At 66.3% G+C, this 17,014-nt stretch carries 17 protein-coding genes; 4 read left to right on the top strand and 13 right to left on the bottom strand.

The window, feature by feature from the left end; all coding sequences use genetic code 11:
* Positions 1-31 precede the first annotated feature (31 nt).
* Positions 32-988: a LysR family transcriptional regulator gene (locus ACFPU0_RS25680; protein WP_377696117.1), complete on the bottom strand. Its 957-nt coding sequence runs from the start codon at positions 986-988 to the stop codon at positions 32-34.
* A gap of 134 nt (positions 989-1,122) precedes the next feature.
* Here ACFPU0_RS25680 and ACFPU0_RS25675 point away from each other — a divergent pair, with 134 nt between their 5' ends.
* Both ACFPU0_RS25675 and ACFPU0_RS25670 read left to right on the top strand, forming a co-directional pair.
* Positions 1,123-1,860, top strand: coding sequence for an SDR family NAD(P)-dependent oxidoreductase (locus ACFPU0_RS25675; RefSeq protein ID WP_377696116.1), 738 nt, complete (start codon positions 1,123-1,125; stop codon positions 1,858-1,860).
* Positions 1,861-1,873: 13 nt separating this feature from the next.
* Positions 1,874-2,080, top strand: coding sequence for a tautomerase family protein (locus ACFPU0_RS25670; protein WP_377696115.1), 207 nt, complete (start codon positions 1,874-1,876; stop codon positions 2,078-2,080).
* Positions 2,081-2,366: 286 nt separating this feature from the next.
* Here the strand turns inward: ACFPU0_RS25670 and ACFPU0_RS25665 are convergent, their stop codons facing one another.
* On the bottom strand, positions 2,367-3,416 hold the full coding sequence (locus ACFPU0_RS25665) for an NAD(P)H-dependent flavin oxidoreductase (protein ID WP_377696114.1): 1,050 nt from the start codon (positions 3,414-3,416) through the stop codon (positions 2,367-2,369).
* 94 nt (positions 3,417-3,510) lie between these two features.
* Here ACFPU0_RS25665 and ACFPU0_RS25660 point away from each other — a divergent pair, with 94 nt between their 5' ends.
* Positions 3,511-4,386, top strand: coding sequence for a LysR family transcriptional regulator (locus tag ACFPU0_RS25660; RefSeq protein WP_377696113.1), 876 nt, complete (start codon positions 3,511-3,513; stop codon positions 4,384-4,386).
* Positions 4,387-4,476: 90 nt separating this feature from the next.
* Here ACFPU0_RS25660 and ACFPU0_RS25655 read toward each other — a convergent pair whose 3' ends face one another.
* The 9 genes from ACFPU0_RS25655 to gorA form a co-directional block, all read right to left on the bottom strand.
* Entirely contained in the window at positions 4,477-4,926 is a 450-nt protein-coding gene (locus ACFPU0_RS25655) for a GFA family protein (RefSeq protein WP_377696112.1), read from the bottom strand.
* 175 nt (positions 4,927-5,101) lie between these two features.
* Positions 5,102-6,271 carry an iron-containing alcohol dehydrogenase gene (locus ACFPU0_RS25650; RefSeq protein ID WP_377696111.1) on the bottom strand — a complete coding sequence of 390 codons (1,170 nt, stop codon included), beginning with the start codon at positions 6,269-6,271 and terminating at the stop codon, positions 5,102-5,104.
* An 8-nt stretch (positions 6,272-6,279) separates the two neighbouring features.
* A complete protein-coding gene (locus ACFPU0_RS25645; RefSeq protein WP_377696110.1) occupies positions 6,280-7,668 on the bottom strand; it encodes an aldehyde dehydrogenase family protein in 1,389 nt (462 codons plus the stop codon).
* A gap of 58 nt (positions 7,669-7,726) precedes the next feature.
* Positions 7,727-8,776, bottom strand: a complete 1,050-nt coding sequence (locus ACFPU0_RS25640) for a TRAP transporter substrate-binding protein (protein ID WP_377696109.1) — start codon at positions 8,774-8,776, stop codon at positions 7,727-7,729.
* 157 nt (positions 8,777-8,933) lie between these two features.
* Complete coding sequence (locus ACFPU0_RS25635; RefSeq protein ID WP_377696108.1) at positions 8,934-10,268, bottom strand: TRAP transporter large permease; 1,335 nt, start codon at positions 10,266-10,268, stop codon at positions 8,934-8,936.
* A complete protein-coding gene (locus ACFPU0_RS25630; protein WP_377696107.1) occupies positions 10,265-10,774 on the bottom strand; it encodes a TRAP transporter small permease subunit in 510 nt (169 codons plus the stop codon). Before ACFPU0_RS25630 ends, ACFPU0_RS25635 begins: the two co-directional genes overlap by 4 nt.
* Positions 10,775-10,874: 100 nt before the next feature.
* On the bottom strand, positions 10,875-11,684 hold the full coding sequence (locus ACFPU0_RS25625) for a dienelactone hydrolase family protein (protein WP_377696106.1): 810 nt from the start codon (positions 11,682-11,684) through the stop codon (positions 10,875-10,877).
* Positions 11,685-11,802: 118 nt separating this feature from the next.
* Positions 11,803-12,426: a trimeric intracellular cation channel family protein gene (locus ACFPU0_RS25620; RefSeq protein WP_377696105.1), complete on the bottom strand. Its 624-nt coding sequence runs from the start codon at positions 12,424-12,426 to the stop codon at positions 11,803-11,805.
* Between the two features lie 6 nt (positions 12,427-12,432).
* Positions 12,433-13,791: a glutathione-disulfide reductase gene (gene gorA / locus ACFPU0_RS25615; RefSeq protein WP_377696104.1), complete on the bottom strand. Its 1,359-nt coding sequence runs from the start codon at positions 13,789-13,791 to the stop codon at positions 12,433-12,435.
* A 94-nt stretch (positions 13,792-13,885) separates the two neighbouring features.
* On the opposite strand from gorA, the gene ACFPU0_RS25610 reads away from it, so the two are divergent.
* On the top strand, positions 13,886-14,308 hold the full coding sequence (locus ACFPU0_RS25610) for a VOC family protein (RefSeq protein WP_377696103.1): 423 nt from the start codon (positions 13,886-13,888) through the stop codon (positions 14,306-14,308).
* 423 nt (positions 14,309-14,731) lie between these two features.
* On the opposite strand, the gene galU is transcribed toward ACFPU0_RS25610, so the two are convergent.
* The gene (galU, locus tag ACFPU0_RS25605; protein ID WP_377696102.1) at positions 14,732-15,571 is read right to left on the bottom strand and encodes a UTP--glucose-1-phosphate uridylyltransferase GalU; all 840 of its coding nucleotides are present in this window, start codon (positions 15,569-15,571) and stop codon (positions 14,732-14,734) included.
* Positions 15,572-15,618: 47 nt separating this feature from the next.
* Entirely contained in the window at positions 15,619-16,980 is a 1,362-nt protein-coding gene (locus ACFPU0_RS25600; RefSeq protein WP_377696101.1) for a UDP-glucose dehydrogenase family protein, read from the bottom strand.
* Between the last annotated feature and the right edge of the window lie 34 nt (positions 16,981-17,014).

Below are 17,014 nucleotides of genomic sequence, written 5' to 3'. Positions count from 1 at the left end.
CGTCCTGGTGGAGTTGGAAGACGATAGTCGATCACCCATTGGTCGTCTGGCCGCCCGGCGGATCGACAGCGCGCCATTGCTCGCGATAGCCCATCAGGAAATCCACGAAGGCGCGCAGGCGCAGCGGCACGTGGCGGTTCTGCGGATACAGCAGGGTGAACGGCCGCGAACGCCCGCCATAGGGCTGCAGCACTTCCACCAGGCTGCCGTCGGCCAGTTCCTTCTCGACGACGAAACGGTAGGTCTGGAACAGTCCGGCACCGTGCTTGGCCAGGGTAACGCCCCCCTGCACCACATCATCGGACAACAGGTAGCTTCCCTCGGCGAAGATCTCCCGCTCCCGCCCCTGGTCGCGGAACAGCCAGGAGATGCGCCGGCCGCTGCTGGGCAGTTCGAACTGGATGCACTCGTGCCGCGCCAGGTCCTCCAGGGTCAGGGGCGTACCGGCGCGTTGCAGGTAATCCGGGGTGGCGATCACCACCAGCGCGGCATCCTCCAGATGACGGGCGATCAGGGTCGAATCCGGCTGGGCGCGCACACGGATCGCCAGGTCATAGCCCTCGGTGACGAAATCGATATTGCGGTTGCTCAGGTGCACTTCCACCTTCACCTGCGGATAGCGCCGGCGGAACTCCGGCAACAGCGGCAGCACGCGGTGATGGCCGTAGGTGGTGGGAATGCTGATACGCAGTACGCCGCTCGGCTCCTGCTGCTGGCCCATCACCGCACGCTCGGCCTCCACCAGTTGCGCCAGGGCCTGGCGGCATTCCTCGTAGTAGCCACGGCCGCCCTCGGTGAGGCGGATGCTGCGGGTGGTGCGCACGAACAGCCGCACCCCCAGGCGCTCCTCCAGGCGCGAGATGGAACGACTGACCGCGGCGGGAGTGACCCCGGCCACCAGCGCCGCCGCGGTGAAGCTGCCCTCCTCCGCCGCCAGGCAGAAGAGCTCGATGCTGCCGAGCAGGATGTCGTCGAACTGGCGCTTCAAGATTAGTTACACCAGGTATCAACTGAAGTGTTGGAGGCCATATTTATCCACTTAAGCGACACAAATATAGTCGACTCCAACAGAGAGGCGCCCTCTGCAGAACCTCCCGATCGTTTCATTCGAGGACCATCGACATGCAAGGCATCAACAGAACCGTAGTGATCACGGGCGCCTCCAGCGGCATCGGCTTCGGCCTGGCCAAGGCCTATCTGGAACGCGGCTTCAACGTCGTCGGCTCCGCCCGCAGCGAAGAACGCCTGGCAGCTGCCGCCGAACAACTGGGCAGCCCGAAGAACTTCATCGGCGTGGCGGGCGACATCGCCAGGCCGGAAACCTCCAAGCGTCTGTTCGAACGCGCCATCGAGCGCTTCGGCCAGGTGGATGTGCTGGTGAACAATGCCGGGATCTTCGTGCCCAGCCCCTTCACCGAGTACAGCGAGGACGACCTGGAATCGATGCTCGCCACCAACCTCAAGGGCGTGGTCTACGCCTCCCAGGAGGCCGCACGGCACATGGTCCCCCGTCGTCAGGGCCATATAGTCACCATCACCGCGTCGGTTGGAATCCAGCCCAACCGCGATGTGCCGGCCGCGCTGCCGACCCTGATCAAGGGCGGGCTCAACCAGTTCACCCGCGCCCTGGCCCTGGAACTGTCGACCCACGATATCAAGGTCAACGCCGTGGCCCCCGGGATCATCGAGACGCCGATGCACGACCCGTCCATCCGCGAGTTCCTCAACGGCTTGCAGCCGGTGGGCCACATCGGCCAGGTGCAGGACATCGCCGACGCGGTGCTCTACCTCACCGACGCCAGCTTCACCACCGGCATAGTGCTGGCGGTGGACGGCGGCATGAGCACCGGCACCTGGTAAGGAGGAGAACACCATGCCCTTCGTCAGCGTACGCATCACCCGCGACGGCGTGACCCGCGAGCAGAAAGCCCAGGTCATCGCCGAGATCACCGACACCCTGCAGCGGGTCCTCGGCAAGCGCCCCGACCTGACCCACATCGTCATCGAGGAGGTCGACACCGATAACTGGGGCTATGCCGGGATGACCACCACCGAGTACCGCAAGCAGCCGCCTGGCTGAGCGAAAGGATCGGCTCTGTCTGCATCAAGTGTTGCGACTGGCTATTCCCCGTAGGAAGTTCTCAGCGCGATGGTTGAAACCTGGCAACAGCTAACGCAGACATAACCAAAAGGATCCGCCGGGGCCCAAGGCCCCACTGCCCGAATGGCCCTGAGGTCGTTCGGGCTTTTTTGTGGATTCCGGGTGCGCCCCCTCTCCCCGGCCCTCTCCCTGAAGGGAAAGGGGGCAGTCGGTGCGAGGTTCCAGGGTCTTCTGTAGGGGCGAGGCCACAGGCCTGCCCTCCGGACTAACCCTTCATTTCCTCCACCAACAGCTTCACCAACTCCGCCGCTGGCAGCTCCCGCGCCAGCGGCGCGCCCTGGCCGGCCCATTGCACGGCGAAATCGTTGCACCCCCTGGCAATCGCGGCGGCGTGCAGGGCCTTGGCGGCATCGTAGGTGGTGGGATAGTCCGGCAGTGCCGGCGCGGCGAGGGTATCGAGATCGGTCCAGAGCCGATTGACCATTCCCCGCGCCGGGCGGCCCGAGATCACGGCGGTGATGCGGGTGTGATGGGCACGTTCGCTTTTCAGCGCAGCGCGGTAGGCGGCGTTGGCGGCGGACTCGGGGCACGGCACGAAGGCAGTCCCCAGCTGGACGCCCTGTGCGCCCAGGGCCAGGGCGGCGGAAATGCCCTGCCCGTCCATGATGCCGCCGGCGGCGATCACCGGCAGGCTGCAGTGGCGCGCGATCAGCCGCAGCAGCGCCAGGGTACCGATGCCCGCGTCACCTTTTTCGGGCTCGAAGACGCCCCGGTGACCGCCGGCTTCCACGCCCTGGGCGACTATCGCATCCACACCCGCGGCCTCGACCAGCCTGGCCTCTTCGAGCGTGGTGGCGCTGGCCAGCAGGCGGATGCCGGCCGCCTTCAGCGCCCGGATCCAGTCCCCCGGCGGCAGGCCGAAGTGGAAGCTGACCACCGCAGGGCGTTCCTCCAGCAGCATCTGCAGCATGTCCGGGTCATCGAGGAAACTCTTGTAGATCTCCCGGATCGCCGCCGGCGGCTCGGCGCCGAACTCGGCAAAAAACGGATGCAGGTGCTCGAGCCAGGCGCCCTCGCGCTTCGGATCGGCCTTGGCCGGCCGATGGCAGAACAGGTTGACGTTGAACGGACCATCCGTGAGCGCGCGGGTCTCCGCCAGCATGACGCGGGCCTGGGCCGGGGTGCTGGCGCCGATGCCGATCGAGCCCAGGGCGCCGGCATTGGACACGGCAGCCGCCAGGGCCGGGGTGGATACGCCCACCATGGGGGCCTGGATGATGGGGTGCTCGATGCCGAGCAGTTGGGTGATGGACATGAGGCAGCGACTCCCTGGCGCGTGAAAACCTGGCCAATCTATCGTATATCGAGAATAATTTTAATAATTCATTCTCCATTAGAGATCAAAACCCATGGATCTATCCAGCCTGGAGATCTTCCGCGCCGTGGCCCTGGAAAACAGTGTGACCCGTGCGGCGCAACGCCTGCAGCGTGCGCAGTCGAGCGTCACCACCAGGATTCGCCAACTGGAGGAAGAACTGGGCGCCGCGCTCTTTCTCCGTGACGGCAAGCGCATGACCCTCACCGACCGCGGCCAGGCCTTCCTCGACTACAGCGAACGGCTGCTGGCCCTGGCGGACGAGGCGCGCCAGGCCATGCACCCGCAGAGGCCGGGCGGCCGCCTGCGCCTGGGCAGCATGGAGAGTACCGCCGCCAGCCGCCTGCCCGGCCCACTCGGCCGCTTCCATGGGCGCTACCCGGAGGTGGCGCTGGAAGTGAGCACCGGTACCAGCCAGGCCCTGGTTGAAGGCGTACTCGCCCGGCGGCTGGACTGCGCGCTGGTAGCCTGGCCCCGAGGCAAGCAGGCCTGGCAGGAGGAGGTCGCAGGTTTGGGGCTGGAAGCCTTGCCGGTATTCGATGAGGAGCTGCTGCTGGTGCTATCGGCCAGCCACCCACCGGTGAGTAACCCGGCGGACGTGCAGGTGCCCGGCCTGGCCGGTTTCGCCGAGGGCTGCACTTACCGGCAGATCGCCGAGCGCTGGCTGTCCGCCGGCGGCCGCCCGGTGCCGAAGGTGCAGCAGGTGGGCTCCTACCACGCGATACTCGCCTGCGTCGCGGCCGGTTCCTGCGTCGGCATCCTGCCGCGCTCGGTGCTGGAGCTGCAGCGCGAACCCCCGCCGCTGCGCACGCTCGCGCTGATGCAGGTGGAAACCCTGCTGGTCTGGCGCCAGGGGTACTCCACGGCGGCCTTCGAGGCCTTCCGCGAAACCCTGGCCAGTGCCGCGTGACAGGCGACGCTGGCCAAAAACCAGCGCATTTCCCGGCACCCCTTTCCCTGAAGGTGGGAGGAGCCTGTCACCCTGCCAGGTCGATACCTGTCAGTCGGTCACCGGGTCTCCGCTGCTGGCCCAGCCCTGGTGACGGGGCAGGCCGTCGTCCGGCAGGGTCAGGAGCGGGTGCTTCGAGCGCACGAACACATAGCGGTCCGGCTTGCCGCCAGGGTCGGAATCGCGGTCCAGGGTGGGGATGTGGACCAACTCGAAATCGGGGAAGCCGTCCACGTGCAGGTACATGTGGCAGCCGCACTCGGAACAGAAGTAGCGATGGCAGGTGGCCTTGGAGTGATAGCACTTGAGCTTGTCGGCGTTGGCGGTGATCTTGAAGGCACTCCTGTCCACCACCGCGATGATCGCCATGGCACCGCCGCAGATGTCGGTGCAGTCGGTACACAGGCAGTAGTGCAACTCCGCTGGACGGGCACTGTACTCGTAGCGCACGGGATTCTGGTCGCAGCGGCAACCCCCGACCGCCCTGAATGACTCAGTCATTTCCGCTCTCCCAACAAGGTTGAATCCGGGACCGACGCCCTGTGGCGCCGGCGTGCATCGGCGAGGGTCTGGTTCGCGGGTGTTGGAATAACGCCGGGGCACCGGCCCCGGAGCGGGCCACGGCCCGCGTGGCCACGGATCAGGTGAACCTCACCGCTGCATTGATCAGATTAGTTCAGAGCCGACCATGCAGCGCCTTCTCGAAGAGCCGGGCGTAGGCCTGGGCGTCGTAGCGGACCGGGTTGGTCGCGGCGGAAGGGTCTGCTTCGGCCATTCGTCCCACCTGTTCGATGCGGGCGTCATCGATGCCGATCTCGGCCAGGCTGTGGGGAATGTCCAGCTCGCCGCGCAGGCTCACCACCCAGTCCAGCACCCCGGCGAATCCCGCCTTCGGCAGGCCGAGGTAGCGCGCCAGCCGCGCCATGGGCCCCTCGATATGAGCACGGTTGGCCTGCAGCACATAGGGCATCAGCACCGCATTGAGCAGCCCGTGGTGGGCGTCGTAGAGGGCGCCGAGGGGGTGGGCCAGGGCATGCATGGCGCCGAGGCCGCGCTGGAAGGCAGTGGCGCCCATGCAGGAGGCCACCAGCATCTGCAGGCGCGCCTCGACGTCGCTGCCCCGGTTGGTGGCGCGCGGCAGGTAGTCCTTGACCAGGCGCATGCCCTCCAGGGCGATGCCTTCGGCCATCGGATGGTAGAGCGGCGAGCAGTAGGCCTCCAGGCTGTGGGACAGCGCGTCCAGGCCGGTGGCGGCGGTGATCTTCGGCGGCAGGCCGAGGGTGAGTTCGGGGTCGAGGATGACGATGGCCGGCAGCATCCGGGCATGGAAGATGATGCGCTTGACCTGTGCCTGGTCGTCGGTGATCACCGCCGCGCGCCCCACTTCCGAGCCGGTGCCGGCGGTGGTGGGTACCGCGACCACCGGCGCCATGCCGGCGACATTGACCCGCGAGGCGTTGTCGCCGACGTCCTCGAAATCCCACAGCGGACGGTCCTGCCCCACCATCAGGGCGATGGCCTTGCCGGCGTCCAGGGCCGAGCCGCCGCCGAAGGCGATCACCCCGTCATGGCCGCCGGCCTTGAAGGCGGCCACGCCATCCATCACGTTCGGCCCGGTGGGGTTGCCCTTGATGCCGTGGAACAACCCGGCGTTGAGCCCGGCGTCGCGGCACTGCCGCAGGGCCGCCTCGACCATCGGCAGGGCCGCCAGGCCGGGGTCAGTGACCAGCAGCGGCGCCTGCATGCCCAGCTCGCGGCAGGCCGCGCCCAGCTCGGCGATGCGGCCGACGCCGACGCGCACCGAGGTCGGGTAGTTCCAGTTCATGCGGAAATGGCTCGGGTCCATGGCACACCTCACAGGCGGGTCTTGAAGTGGAAGGACTTGGGCCGCGTCAGGTGTTCGTACCCCACCCGCGACAGGGTGCAGCCGCGTCCGGAATTCTTCACGCCGGTCCAGGCCAGGGCCGGGTCCAGGTAGTCGCAGCGGTTGAGGAAGACGGTGCCGGCGTCCACCCGGTCGGCCAGCGCCAGGGCGATCTCCTCGTCCTGGCTGAAGATGGCGGCGGTGAGGCCGTAGGGGCTGTCGTTCATCAGCGCCAGCGCCTCCTCATCGTCGCGCACTTTCTGGATCCCCACCACCGGCCCGAAGGATTCCTCGTTCATCACCCGCATGCCGTGATGCACCTGGGTCAGCACCTGCGGCGCCAGGTAGGCGCTGCCGGTGCGGTCCAGCGGGAAGGCGGCAACGTCCAGGTGCGGCCGGGCGCCCTGCCCCACGGCCTCGCGTATCTGCCCACGGACGAACTCCGCCGCCTCGGCGCGCACCAGCGGGCCGAGGGTGGTTTCCGGGTCGTCGGAGCGGCCCAGGCGGTATTGCCCAACCAGGGCCACCGCCTGCTCCACGAAGGCATCGTAGAGATCGGCGTGCACGTAGATGCGCTCGATACCGCAGCAGGACTGGCCGGAGTTGAAAAAGGCGCCGTCGATGGCGGTTTCCACGGCGTGGCCGAGATCGGCATCGGCGCGCACGTAGGCCGGGTCCTTGCCACCCAGCTCCAGCCCGGAACTGATGAAGCGCCCGGCCACCGCGCGCTCGACCATGGCCCCGCCGGCCACCGAGCCGGTGAAGGCCACATGGCGCACGGGGTCGGCCTGGATCAGCCGCTCCGTATCGCTGTGGGTCAGGTGCAGGTATTGCAGCACCCCGGCCGGCAAACCGGCCTCGGCGAAGGCCTCCACCATGCGTTCGGCGCACAGCGGGGTCTGCGCCGAGTGCTTGAGCAGCACGCAGTTACCCGCCAGCAGGGCCGGCACCACGGCGTTCACCGCCGTCAGGTAGGGGTAGTTCCAGGGCGCGATGACCAGGGCGAGGCCCAGCGGCTCGCGGCGGATCAGGCGGGTGAAGCCGGGCTTGTCCGGCAGGCGGATGTCGGCCAGGGCTTCTTCGGCGATATCCGCCATGTAGCTGGCGCGCTCGACGAAACCACGGATCTCCCCCGGCGCGTAGCGGATCGGCCGCCCCATCATCCAGCAGAGTTCCTCGGCCAGTTGCGCCTCGCGGGCGGCGAAGGCGGCGATGGCGCGACGGGTGATGGCGACGCGCTCGGCCACCGGGGTCACCCGCCAGGGCATTCGCGCGGCTTCGGCGCGCGCGAGCACGGCGGCGGTTTCGGCACGGGTCGCCAGGGGGCGCTCGACATAGGTGGAGCCGTCGATGGGCGAAACACAACGCAACAGGTCCATGGGCAATTCCTTGTGGTCGGACGCCCGGCCCGCGGGCAGCGGACCGGGCCGGTCTATTTCAGTAGCGGTACGGCGGGCCGGCCTTGGCCATCAGCGCGTTGTACTGCTTGAAGATCTCGACGACCTTGGCGCAACGCGGGCTGGTTTTGGCGATTTCGTCCCAGAACTTGAGGGCCTCGTCCTCTACCGTCTTCCATTCCGCGTCGGGGATGGAGGTGAGCTGCAGCTTGGTGCCTTCCACCCGCAGCCTGGCCTCGCCGCCCCAGTACCAGTGCTGGCGGTAATAGTGGGAGCTGTCCATGCACAGGCGGAACAGGGTCTTCAGGTGCTCGGGCACTTCGGCCCAGCGCTTGGCGTTGGCGAAGTAGGAACCGATCCAGGCGCCGGAGATGTTGTTGGTGAGGAAGTACTTGGTGACGTTGGCCCAACCGACGGTGTAGTCCTCGGTGATACCGCACCATGCGATACCGTCCAGCTCCCCCGTCTGAATGGCCACCTCCACGTCCTCCCAGGGCAAGGTCACCGGGATCACGCCGAAGCGCGTGAGGAACTTGCCCGCCGTGGGAAAGGTGAAGACGCGCTTGCCCTTGAGATCGGCCAGGCTGCGGATGGGCTGGACGGTGGCGAAGTTGCACGGGTCCCAGGAGCCCGCGCCGAGCCAGACCACGTCCTTGACCTCGCCATAGGCCTCTTCCCAGATCTTGTTCAGGCCATAGGTGTGGAAGAGCGCAGGGACGTCCAGGCTGTAGCGGGTGGCGAAGGGGAAGTAGCCGCCGAACACGGCGACGTCCACGGGCGCGGCGATGGAGTCGTCGTCGCTCTGCACCGCGTCTATGGTGCCCTTCTGCATGGCGCGGAACAGTTCGCCGGTGGGCACCAGTTGGTCGGCGAAGTAGAGCTGGATTTCCATCTCGCCGTTGGCCGCCTTGTTGAAAGCGTCGATGGACGGCTTGATCACGTGCTCGGCCAGCGCCGGCCCGGCGTAGGTCTGCAGGCGCCAGGTGATCTTCTTGCCGGACTGGGCGTGCACGAAGGGCGCGCCCAGCGTAGCGCCCACCGCGCCGGTGGCGACGGCGGCGCCTTTGAGGAACGTACGTCTGGTACTCATGGGTTACCTCCAGGAGAGTCAAAGGGGTGCCTGGCACCCGCCCAGCCCTGCGCCGTCACTGACGACGCAGCGTTCTCAGGTCGGCATGGGCCCTGCTCTACTCCGCCTGTTCCGTTGCGCCGCCAACCGCACGGCGCAGAGTGCCGCTCCTGACGAATCAGCCTCCCCCGACGCCGTAGTGCCACTGGGGCAGCCAGAGGGCGATCTGGGGAAAGATCATCACCAGCGCCAGGGTGACGATCATGATGAACACGAAGGGAACCACCGAACGGTAGATGTCGCCCAGTGTCACTTCCGGGGGCGCCATGGCCCGCATGAGAAACAGGTTGTAGCCAAAGGGCGGCGTCATGTACGCCATCTGGCAGGTGATGGTGTAGAGCACGCCGTACCACACCAGGTCGAAGCCCAGTGCTCCCACCAGCGGAATGTAGAGCGGCGCGACGATCACCAGCATGGCGGTGTCGTCGAGGAACATGCCCATGACGATGAAGGAAAGCTGCATCAGGATCAGGATCTGCCAGGGGCTCAGCCCCATCTGCTCGACGAACATCCCTTCGATGGCCCTGACCGCGCCCAGGCCGTCGAACACCGCGCCGAAACACAGGGCGGCGAGGATGATCCACATGAACATGCAGGTGATGCCCAGCGTCTTGCGCAGGGTGGCTTCCATCACCTGCCGCGTCAGCCGCCCCTGGAACAGCGCGGCCAGGGCGGCCGCCAGCGCCCCGACGGCCGAGCTTTCCACCAGGCTGGTGTAGCCGAGCAGGAACAGCCCGGTCATGGCCAGGAAGATGAACAGCGGAACCAGCCCCGCGCGGAGTACCTGAATGCGCTCGCTCCAGGTGATCCGCTCGCGCTCCTCGCGGCTCAGCGGCGGGCCGACCCAGGGTTGCAGGCGACAGCGGACGACGATGTAGAGGATGAACAGGCTCGCCATCAACAGGCCCGGGAACACTCCCGCCAGCCACAGCTGCCCCACGGGCTGGCGGGCGATCATGCCGTAGAGCACCAGCACCACGCTGGGCGGAATCAGGATGCCGAGGGTGCTGCCAGCCTGGATCACCCCGGTGACCATGATCTTGTCGTAGCCGCGCCTGAGCAGTTCCGGCATGGCGATGGTGGCGCCGATGGCCATGCCGGCGACGCTGAGGCCGTTCATGGCGGAGATCACCACCATGAGCAGGATGGTGCCGATGGCCAGGCCGCCATGCAGCGGCCCCATCCAGACGTGGAACATGCGGTAGAGGTCATCGGCAACGCGCGACTCGGAAAGCATGTACCCCATGAACACGAACATCGGCAGGGTCAGCAGCGGGTACCACTTCATCAGTTTCATGGCGGCGCTGAAGGCCATCTCGGAACCGCCGTCGCCCCAGAGCAGCAACGAGGCCGCCGCCGCAACGAAGCCGATGGCGCCGAACACCCGCTTGCCGGTGAGCAGGAGCAGCATCATCGAGCTGAACATCAGCAGGGCGATGAGCTCGTAGCTCATGGCAGTTCCTTGCCGAGGGCTGTGGCGAGGTCGCGGAAGAAGCTGGCAATGGCCTGCAGCAGCATCAGCAGGATACCGAAGGTCATCAGCACCTTGATCGGCGCCATTTGCGGCGACCAGGCCGAATAGCTGGTTTCCTTGTATTCCAGGGCGTACTGGGTCGAGGAGACGCCGCCATAGAGCAGCAGCGCCAGGTAGAACAGCAGAAACCCCACCGTCAGCACGTCGATGACGGCGCGGGCACGCGGGCCGAAGCGGCAGTAGATCAGGTCCATGCGGACATGGGCGTCGAGTTGCATGGAATAGGCGCCGCCCAGGAGGAAATAGGCGACCATGAGGAACTGCGCCGACTCCAGGGTCCAGATCGAAGGCTGGAAGAAGGTCTTGGAAATCGATGAGTACAGCAGGACGGCCAGCATCACGAAGATCAGGTACATGGTGAAACGGCCAACCAGGCGGTTGAACCACTCCACTGCCCTGACATAGGCGCCCATGGCATTGAACATGCCGCCAACCCCGTGAAAGTTGCCATCCTCCGAAACGATAGACGATGAGCGGCGAATGCCAAGGCAGCCCGCGGCTGGCACGGGCTACGGCCAAGGGGGATCAGGGCTGGGCGAATACCTCCTTGAACAGGGCCTGCATGTCGGCCCAGGAGTTCTCGTCGGCCACCTTGCTGTAGCCCAGGTCCGGCCCCTTCTCGCCGCCATGCCCGGCGTGGCTGAGGCGGTCGGCGTCGGGATTGGTGAAGCTGTGCTTGGCCTTGGGCTGGATCACCACGCGGTAGTCGGCCCCCGCCTCGTCGAACTCCTGCTTGAAGGCATTGACCGAGGCCGCGGGCACCAGGGTGTCGTTCTCGCCATGCTCCACCAGCACCTTGGCCTTGACGGCACCGGGCTTGGCGGCGGTGGTGGCGGCCAGTACGCCATGGAAGCTGACCACGGCCGCCAGCGGCACGCCCTGGCGCGCCATTTCGAGCACCACCTTGCCGCCGAAACAGTAGCCGATGGCGGCCAGCCTGGCGGGGTCGGTCTGCGGTTGCGCCTTGAGCAGGTCGAGGCCGGCGATGAAGCGCGCCTTGGCCGCCGGCGCGCTGGCCAGCGCTGCCTGCATGAAGGCCTGGGCATCGGCCGGGTGCTCGGTGTTCTTGCCCTCGCCGTACATGTCGATGGCCAGGGCGCTGTAGCCGAGGGCGGCGAGGTCGCGGGCGCGGCGCTGGGCGTAGTCGTTCAGGCCCCACCATTCGTGGACCACCACGACGCCGGGGCGCTTGCCGGCGATGGCGTCGTCGTAGGCGTAGTAGCCGACCAGCGAGGTGCCGTCCGGGCCCTTGTAGGGGATCTCGGTGGTCTTGATCTCGGCCTGGACCAGACCGGCGCCGAGGAGCAGCGCGAGCGACAAGGCGATTCTGGGCATGGGGCTTTCCTCCAACCTGAAGTGCCGAAGAACGACTGCACCCAGTGTTGCGGGTTTGCCGGATTTCGCCAGCAGAGGCGTTGCAAATGCCCCCGCGGCAGGCGCCGCGGGGGGGAATTCAATCCCGGTCGAGCAGATGGAAGCGCGGCAGCGAGAGTTTCCAGTGGATGGCCGCCAGGCGGATCAGCAGCACCACCAGCATGGCCGCCGAGGTGACCAGCCAGCCCGGCAGCGCCACTTCGCGCAGGCCGATGAAGACCAGGGAACCGGCGATGCAGGCGATGGCGTAGATCTCCTTCTGGAAGATCAGCGGCACCTCGTTGCAGATGATGTCCCGCAGAACGCCGCCACCGACACCGGTGATCACACCCATGATCACCGCCGTGCCCGGCTGCAAACCGTGCTGCAGGGCGACTTCGGTGCCGTAGACGGTAAACACCGCCAGGCCGAAGGCGTCCGCCAGCAACAGGCCGCTTTCGTTGATGGGCCGGGTCAGGCGCACCCAGAGCACGGTACCCACCGCCGCCAGGGACGCGATCAGGATATAGGTGTCGTCCCTGATCCAGCTCACCGGGTGATTGCCGAGGATGACATCACGCAGGGTGCCTCCCCCCAGCGCCGTGATGATGGCGATGACCAGCACGCCGAACAGGTCCATGGACTTGCGCCCCGCCATGAGCGCACCGGTGATGGCGAACACCGCCACGCCGAACAGGTCGGACAGGTAGAAGAGCTGCTCCATTCAGGGTCAGGCGCCTACCGGGGTACGCATGGTGACGAACTCTTCGGCGGCGGTGGGATGCACGCCGATGGTTTCGTCGAAGATACGCTTGGTGGCCCCTGCCTTGAGCGCCACCGCCAGACCCTGGACGATCTCGCCGGCCTCCGGGCCGACCATGTGGCAACCGAGGACGCGGTCGGACTCGGCATCCACCACCAGCTTCATCAGGGTGCGCTCCTGGTTCTCGGTGAGGGTCAGCTTCATCGGCCGGAAACGACTTTCGAACAGCTTCACCTTGTGACCCTTGGCTCGCGCCTGTTGCTCGGTCAGGCCGACGGTGCCGATGTTGGGCAGGCTGAAGACGGCGGTGGGAATGTGCTCGTAATCCACCGGACGGTACTCCTCGGGCCTGAACAACCGGCGGGCGACGGCCATGCCTTCGGCCAGGGCCACCGGAGTCAGCTGCACGCGGCCGATCACGTCGCCCAGGGCGAGGATGGACGGCTCGCTGGTCTGGTACTGGTCGTCCACCTTGATGAAGCCGCGCGCGTCCAGTTCGACGCCGGTGTTCTCCAGGCCGAGGTTGTCGAGCATCGGCCGGCGGCCGGTGGCGTAGAAGACGCAGTCGGTTTCCAGGTGACGGCCGTCCTTGAGGGTGGCCAGCAGGCTGCCGTCGGCCTGCTTCTCGATGCGCGCGATGTCGGCGTTGAACTGCAGGTTCAGGCCCTTCCTGCCCAGCTCGTCGCGCAGGTGATGGCGCACGGCATCATCGAAGCCGCGCAGGAACAGCTCGCGACGATAGAGCAGCGTGGTCTGCGCGCCCAGGCCATGGAAGATGGACGCGAACTCGACGGCGATGTAGCCACCGCCCACCACCAGCACACGCTTGGGCAACTGTTCGAGGAAGAAGGCCTCGTTGGAACTGATGGCCAACTCGCGACCGGGGATGTCGGGGATCTGCGGCCAGCCTCCGGTGGCGATCAGGATGTGCCCGGCGGTGCAACGCTGGCCGGCCACTTCCACGGTGTGCGGGTCGATCAGCCTGGCGTGGCCTTCGAGCAGGGTGACGCCGCTGTTCACCAGCAGATTGCGGTAGATGCCGTTGAGGCGGTGGATCTCGCGGTTCTTGTTGGCGATCAGGGTCGGCCAGTCGAAGCCAGCGTCGCCCAGGGACCAGCCGAAGCCTTCGGCCTGCTCGAAGTCATCCGCGAAGTGGGCGCCATAGACCAGCAGCTTCTTCGGCACGCAACCGACGTTGACGCAGGTGCCGCCCAGGTAGCGGCTCTCGGCAATGGCCACGCGGGCCCCGAAGCCGGCCGCGAAGCGCGCAGCGCGCACACCGCCGGAACCGGCGCCTATTACGAAGAGGTCGAAGTCGTAAGCCATGGAAAGTCTCCGGAAACAAGCCGCCAGCATACCGGAAGATCTGTATCTGGCCAGTTGCCGGGCCTATCCTTGAGGCATCGACCAGGAGATCACCATGCGTCCCACCCTCACCCACGTCGCCTTGCATGTACCGGAACTGGAGCCCTGCATCCGCTTCTACGAGGAATTCTGCGGCATGCGGGTGATCCACGAACGCGCCGGCAAGGGCGCGAAGATCGTCTGGATGGCCGAGCCCGGCAAGGAGCACCGATTCATCTTCGTCATCATGCCCGGCGGCCAGGACCGCCACCTCGCCGCCGATGACTACAGCCACTTCGGCTTCGCGGTCGACAGCCGCGAACGGGTCGATGCCATCGCCGCCCGCGCCGAAGCCGCTGGCTGCCTGATCTGGCCGCCTCGGGACGAACCCTACCCGGTGGGCTATTACTGCGGCCTGCGCGATCCCGCGGGCAACTATGTGGAGTTCAGCTATGGCCAGCCGCTGGGGCCGGGCTCGGAGGCGTTGCCGATTCCCTGAGCTTTCCTGTGGGATGGGTTGACCCGGGTGGATAGCGCTTTTCTATCCACCAGCGAGGCGGCGCAAGGCACCAATGGTGGAAATCCCCAAGGGATTTCCACCCTACGCGCTGTGGGAGCGAATCCTCCCCCGCGCACAAGGCCGCCCCCGTTCGCCTGGCCTGGACCGTAGGGTGCGCTGCGCGCACCGATTCCGGGATCGGCTTCGGCACCACGTCGAACCGCCGGTGCGCACGGTGCACCCTACCCCATCGGCTTCATCCTGCCAGCCCGGACATTCGAATCGTCACAGGCAGAGCCGCTGACTCATGACCACGTCCTCAGGACGTGGTTTCCCAAGTTCGAATGAATTCGCTGCCACGATGGCAATCCCCCGGCAATGAAAAAGGCCGCCCGCAGGCGGCCTCTTCTCTGGCGTAGCCGATCAGAAGGCCTTGCCGGTCTTGTACAGGTTCTCGAAGCAGTAGTTGGTGGCTTCGATGTAACCTTCCGCACCACCGCAATCGAAGCGCTTGCCCTTGAACTTGTAAGCCAGCACGCAACCGTCCTGGGCCTGCTTCATCAGGGCGTCGGTGATCTGGATCTCACCGCCCTTGCCCGGCTCGGTCTGCTCGATGAGGTCGAAGATGTCCGGGGTCAGGATGTAGCGGCCGATGATCGCCAGGTTGGACGGGGCATCTTCCGGCTTGGGTTTTTCCACCATGCTGTTCACGCGGAAGATGTCATCGCGGATCATCTCGCCGGCGATCACGCCGTATTTCGAGGTCTCCTCGCGCGGCACTTCCTGGATGGCGACGATGGAGCAGCGGAACTGGTTGTACAGCTTGACCATCTGGGTCAGCACGCCGTCGCCTTCCAGGTGCATGCAGAGGTCGTCGGCCAGGACCACGGCGAAAGGTTCGTCGCCGATCAGCGGGCGGCCGCTGAGAATGGCATGACCCAGGCCCTTCATCTCGACCTGGCGGGTGTAGGAGAAGCTGCACTCATCGATCAGGCGACGGATGCCGACCAGGTATTTTTCCTTGTCGGTACCCTTGATCTGGTGCTCCAGCTCGTAGCTGATGTCGAAGTGGTCCTCGAGGGCACGCTTTCCGCGGCCGGTCACGATGGAGATTTCGCTGAGGCCGGCATCCAGGGCCTCTTCAACACCGTACTGGATGAGCGGCTTGTTCACCACAGGCAGCATTTCCTTTGGCATCGCCTTGGTGGCCGGCAGGAAGCGGGTACCGTAACCGGCGGCGGGGAACAGGCATTTCTTGATCATTTCGAACCTTGAGAGGTGGGTTTTGGGCGGATCGCCGCGCAGTCTAATCAGGCGGCACTCGCCTTACAATGGCCGCTTGCGGGCCTTCCTATGCCTCGGTACAGAAACCCCGCGTCGGCCAACTGCTCCGGCGCGTAGAGATTGCGTCCATCGAAGATCACGGGCACGCGCATAAGACCACGGATCCGCTCGAAGTTCGGCTGGCGAAACTGTTTCCATTCGGTCACCAGCACCAGGGCATCCGCCCCCTCGCTGGCGGCATAGGGCGAGTCCAGCAGGCGCAATTGCCCCGACTCCACGGCCCTGGGGTAGCGCGCGGCGACCCCGGCGTTGGCCGCCGGATCGTGGGCCTGGACCCGCGCCCCCGCCTGCAGCAATGCGTCCAGCAGCACCAGGCTGGGGGCCTCGCGCAGGTCGTCGGTACCCGGCTTGAAGGCCAACCCCCAGAGCGCCACCACCCTGCCCTGCAGGAAACCATCGAAGTGTTCGCGCAGGGCCTGGAACAGCAGGGTCTTCTGCAGCGCGTTGCGCGCCTCCACGGCACGCAGGATGCCGGGTTCCATGCCCTCCTGCTCCGCCGTGCGGATCAGCGCGCGCACATCCCTGGGGAAGCAGGACCCACCATAGCCGCAGCCGGCATAGATGAAGTGCGTACCTATGCGCTTGTCGCTGCCGACGCCGCGGCGCACATCCTCGATATCCACGCCCAGTCGCGCACAAATGCCGGCCATCTCGTTCATGAAGGAAATCTTGGTCGCGAGGAAGGCGTTCGAGGCGTACTTGGTGAACTCTGCCGCGCGCACCCCCATGGCCAGCACCCGCTCGTGATTGCGCAGGAACGGCGCGTAGAGGCGACGCAGCTGTTCAGTCGCCTCCGGCTCGTCGCAACCGATGATGACCCGATCCGGGCGCATGAAGTCGTCGATGGCCGAGCCTTCCTTGAGAAACTCCGGGTTGCTCGCAACCTCCACCCTGAAAGACAACCCGCGCGCCGCTATACCGGCATTGATGCGCTCGGCGACCCGCTCCGCAGTGCCTACGGGGACGGTGGACTTGTCCACCACCAGGCAGCGGTGCCTGAGACTGCTCCCCAGCTCTTCGGCCACCGCCAGGACGTGGGAAAGATCGGCCGATCCATCCTCTCCGCTGGGCGTGCCGACGGCGATGAAGACAATGTCGGCCTGTTCGACGCCGTCGTCGATCCGCGCAGTGAAGTTCAGTTGGCCACTGGAGAGATGGGCCTGGAGCATGGGTTCCAGGCCGGGCTCGTAGATCGGCACCTGGCCGCGGGAAAGGCGCGCCAGGCGAAAGGGATCGCGTTCAACACAGGTGACCTGGTTGCCCATTTCGGCAAAACAGGTCGCCGTTACCAAACCCACATAACCCGCTCCGATCACGCATAGCCGCATGGATAGAACCTCCGCCAGTGATAGGCGGATTCCA

The sequence above is a fragment of the Pseudomonas sp. GCM10022186 genome, from assembly GCF_042656385.1.
GTDB lineage: Bacteria > Pseudomonadota > Gammaproteobacteria > Pseudomonadales > Pseudomonadaceae > Metapseudomonas.
Note: the sequence above shows the minus strand (reverse complement) of the source record. Positions and strands in the feature narration are given on the sequence as shown.

Excerpts from the sequence above, each read along its gene's own strand:
- ACFPU0_RS25665 (WP_377696114.1), bottom strand. The coding sequence starts at position 3,416 with ATGTCCATCACCCAACTGCTCGGCATCGAGCACCCCATCATCCAGGCC.
- ACFPU0_RS25600 (WP_377696101.1), bottom strand. The coding sequence starts at position 16,980 with ATGCGGCTATGCGTGATCGGAGCGGGTTATGTGGGTTTGGTAACGGCG.
- ACFPU0_RS25640 (WP_377696109.1), bottom strand. The coding sequence starts at position 8,776 with ATGAGTACCAGACGTACGTTCCTCAAAGGCGCCGCCGTCGCCACCGGC.
- gorA (WP_377696104.1), bottom strand. The coding sequence starts at position 13,791 with ATGGCTTACGACTTCGACCTCTTCGTAATAGGCGCCGGTTCCGGCGGT.
- ACFPU0_RS25650 (WP_377696111.1), bottom strand. The coding sequence starts at position 6,271 with ATGGACCCGAGCCATTTCCGCATGAACTGGAACTACCCGACCTCGGTG.
- ACFPU0_RS25655 (WP_377696112.1), bottom strand. The coding sequence starts at position 4,926 with ATGACTGAGTCATTCAGGGCGGTCGGGGGTTGCCGCTGCGACCAGAAT.
- ACFPU0_RS25670 (WP_377696115.1), top strand. The coding sequence starts at position 1,874 with ATGCCCTTCGTCAGCGTACGCATCACCCGCGACGGCGTGACCCGCGAG.
- ACFPU0_RS25635 (WP_377696108.1), bottom strand. The coding sequence starts at position 10,268 with ATGAGCTACGAGCTCATCGCCCTGCTGATGTTCAGCTCGATGATGCTG.
- ACFPU0_RS25645 (WP_377696110.1), bottom strand. The coding sequence starts at position 7,668 with ATGGACCTGTTGCGTTGTGTTTCGCCCATCGACGGCTCCACCTATGTC.
- ACFPU0_RS25630 (WP_377696107.1), bottom strand. The coding sequence starts at position 10,774 with ATGTTCAATGCCATGGGCGCCTATGTCAGGGCAGTGGAGTGGTTCAAC.
- ACFPU0_RS25675 (WP_377696116.1), top strand. The coding sequence starts at position 1,123 with ATGCAAGGCATCAACAGAACCGTAGTGATCACGGGCGCCTCCAGCGGC.
- ACFPU0_RS25610 (WP_377696103.1), top strand. The coding sequence starts at position 13,886 with ATGCGTCCCACCCTCACCCACGTCGCCTTGCATGTACCGGAACTGGAG.
- ACFPU0_RS25660 (WP_377696113.1), top strand. The coding sequence starts at position 3,511 with ATGGATCTATCCAGCCTGGAGATCTTCCGCGCCGTGGCCCTGGAAAAC.
- ACFPU0_RS25620 (WP_377696105.1), bottom strand. The coding sequence starts at position 12,426 with ATGGAGCAGCTCTTCTACCTGTCCGACCTGTTCGGCGTGGCGGTGTTC.
- galU (WP_377696102.1), bottom strand. The coding sequence starts at position 15,571 with ATGATCAAGAAATGCCTGTTCCCCGCCGCCGGTTACGGTACCCGCTTC.
- ACFPU0_RS25625 (WP_377696106.1), bottom strand. The coding sequence starts at position 11,684 with ATGCCCAGAATCGCCTTGTCGCTCGCGCTGCTCCTCGGCGCCGGTCTG.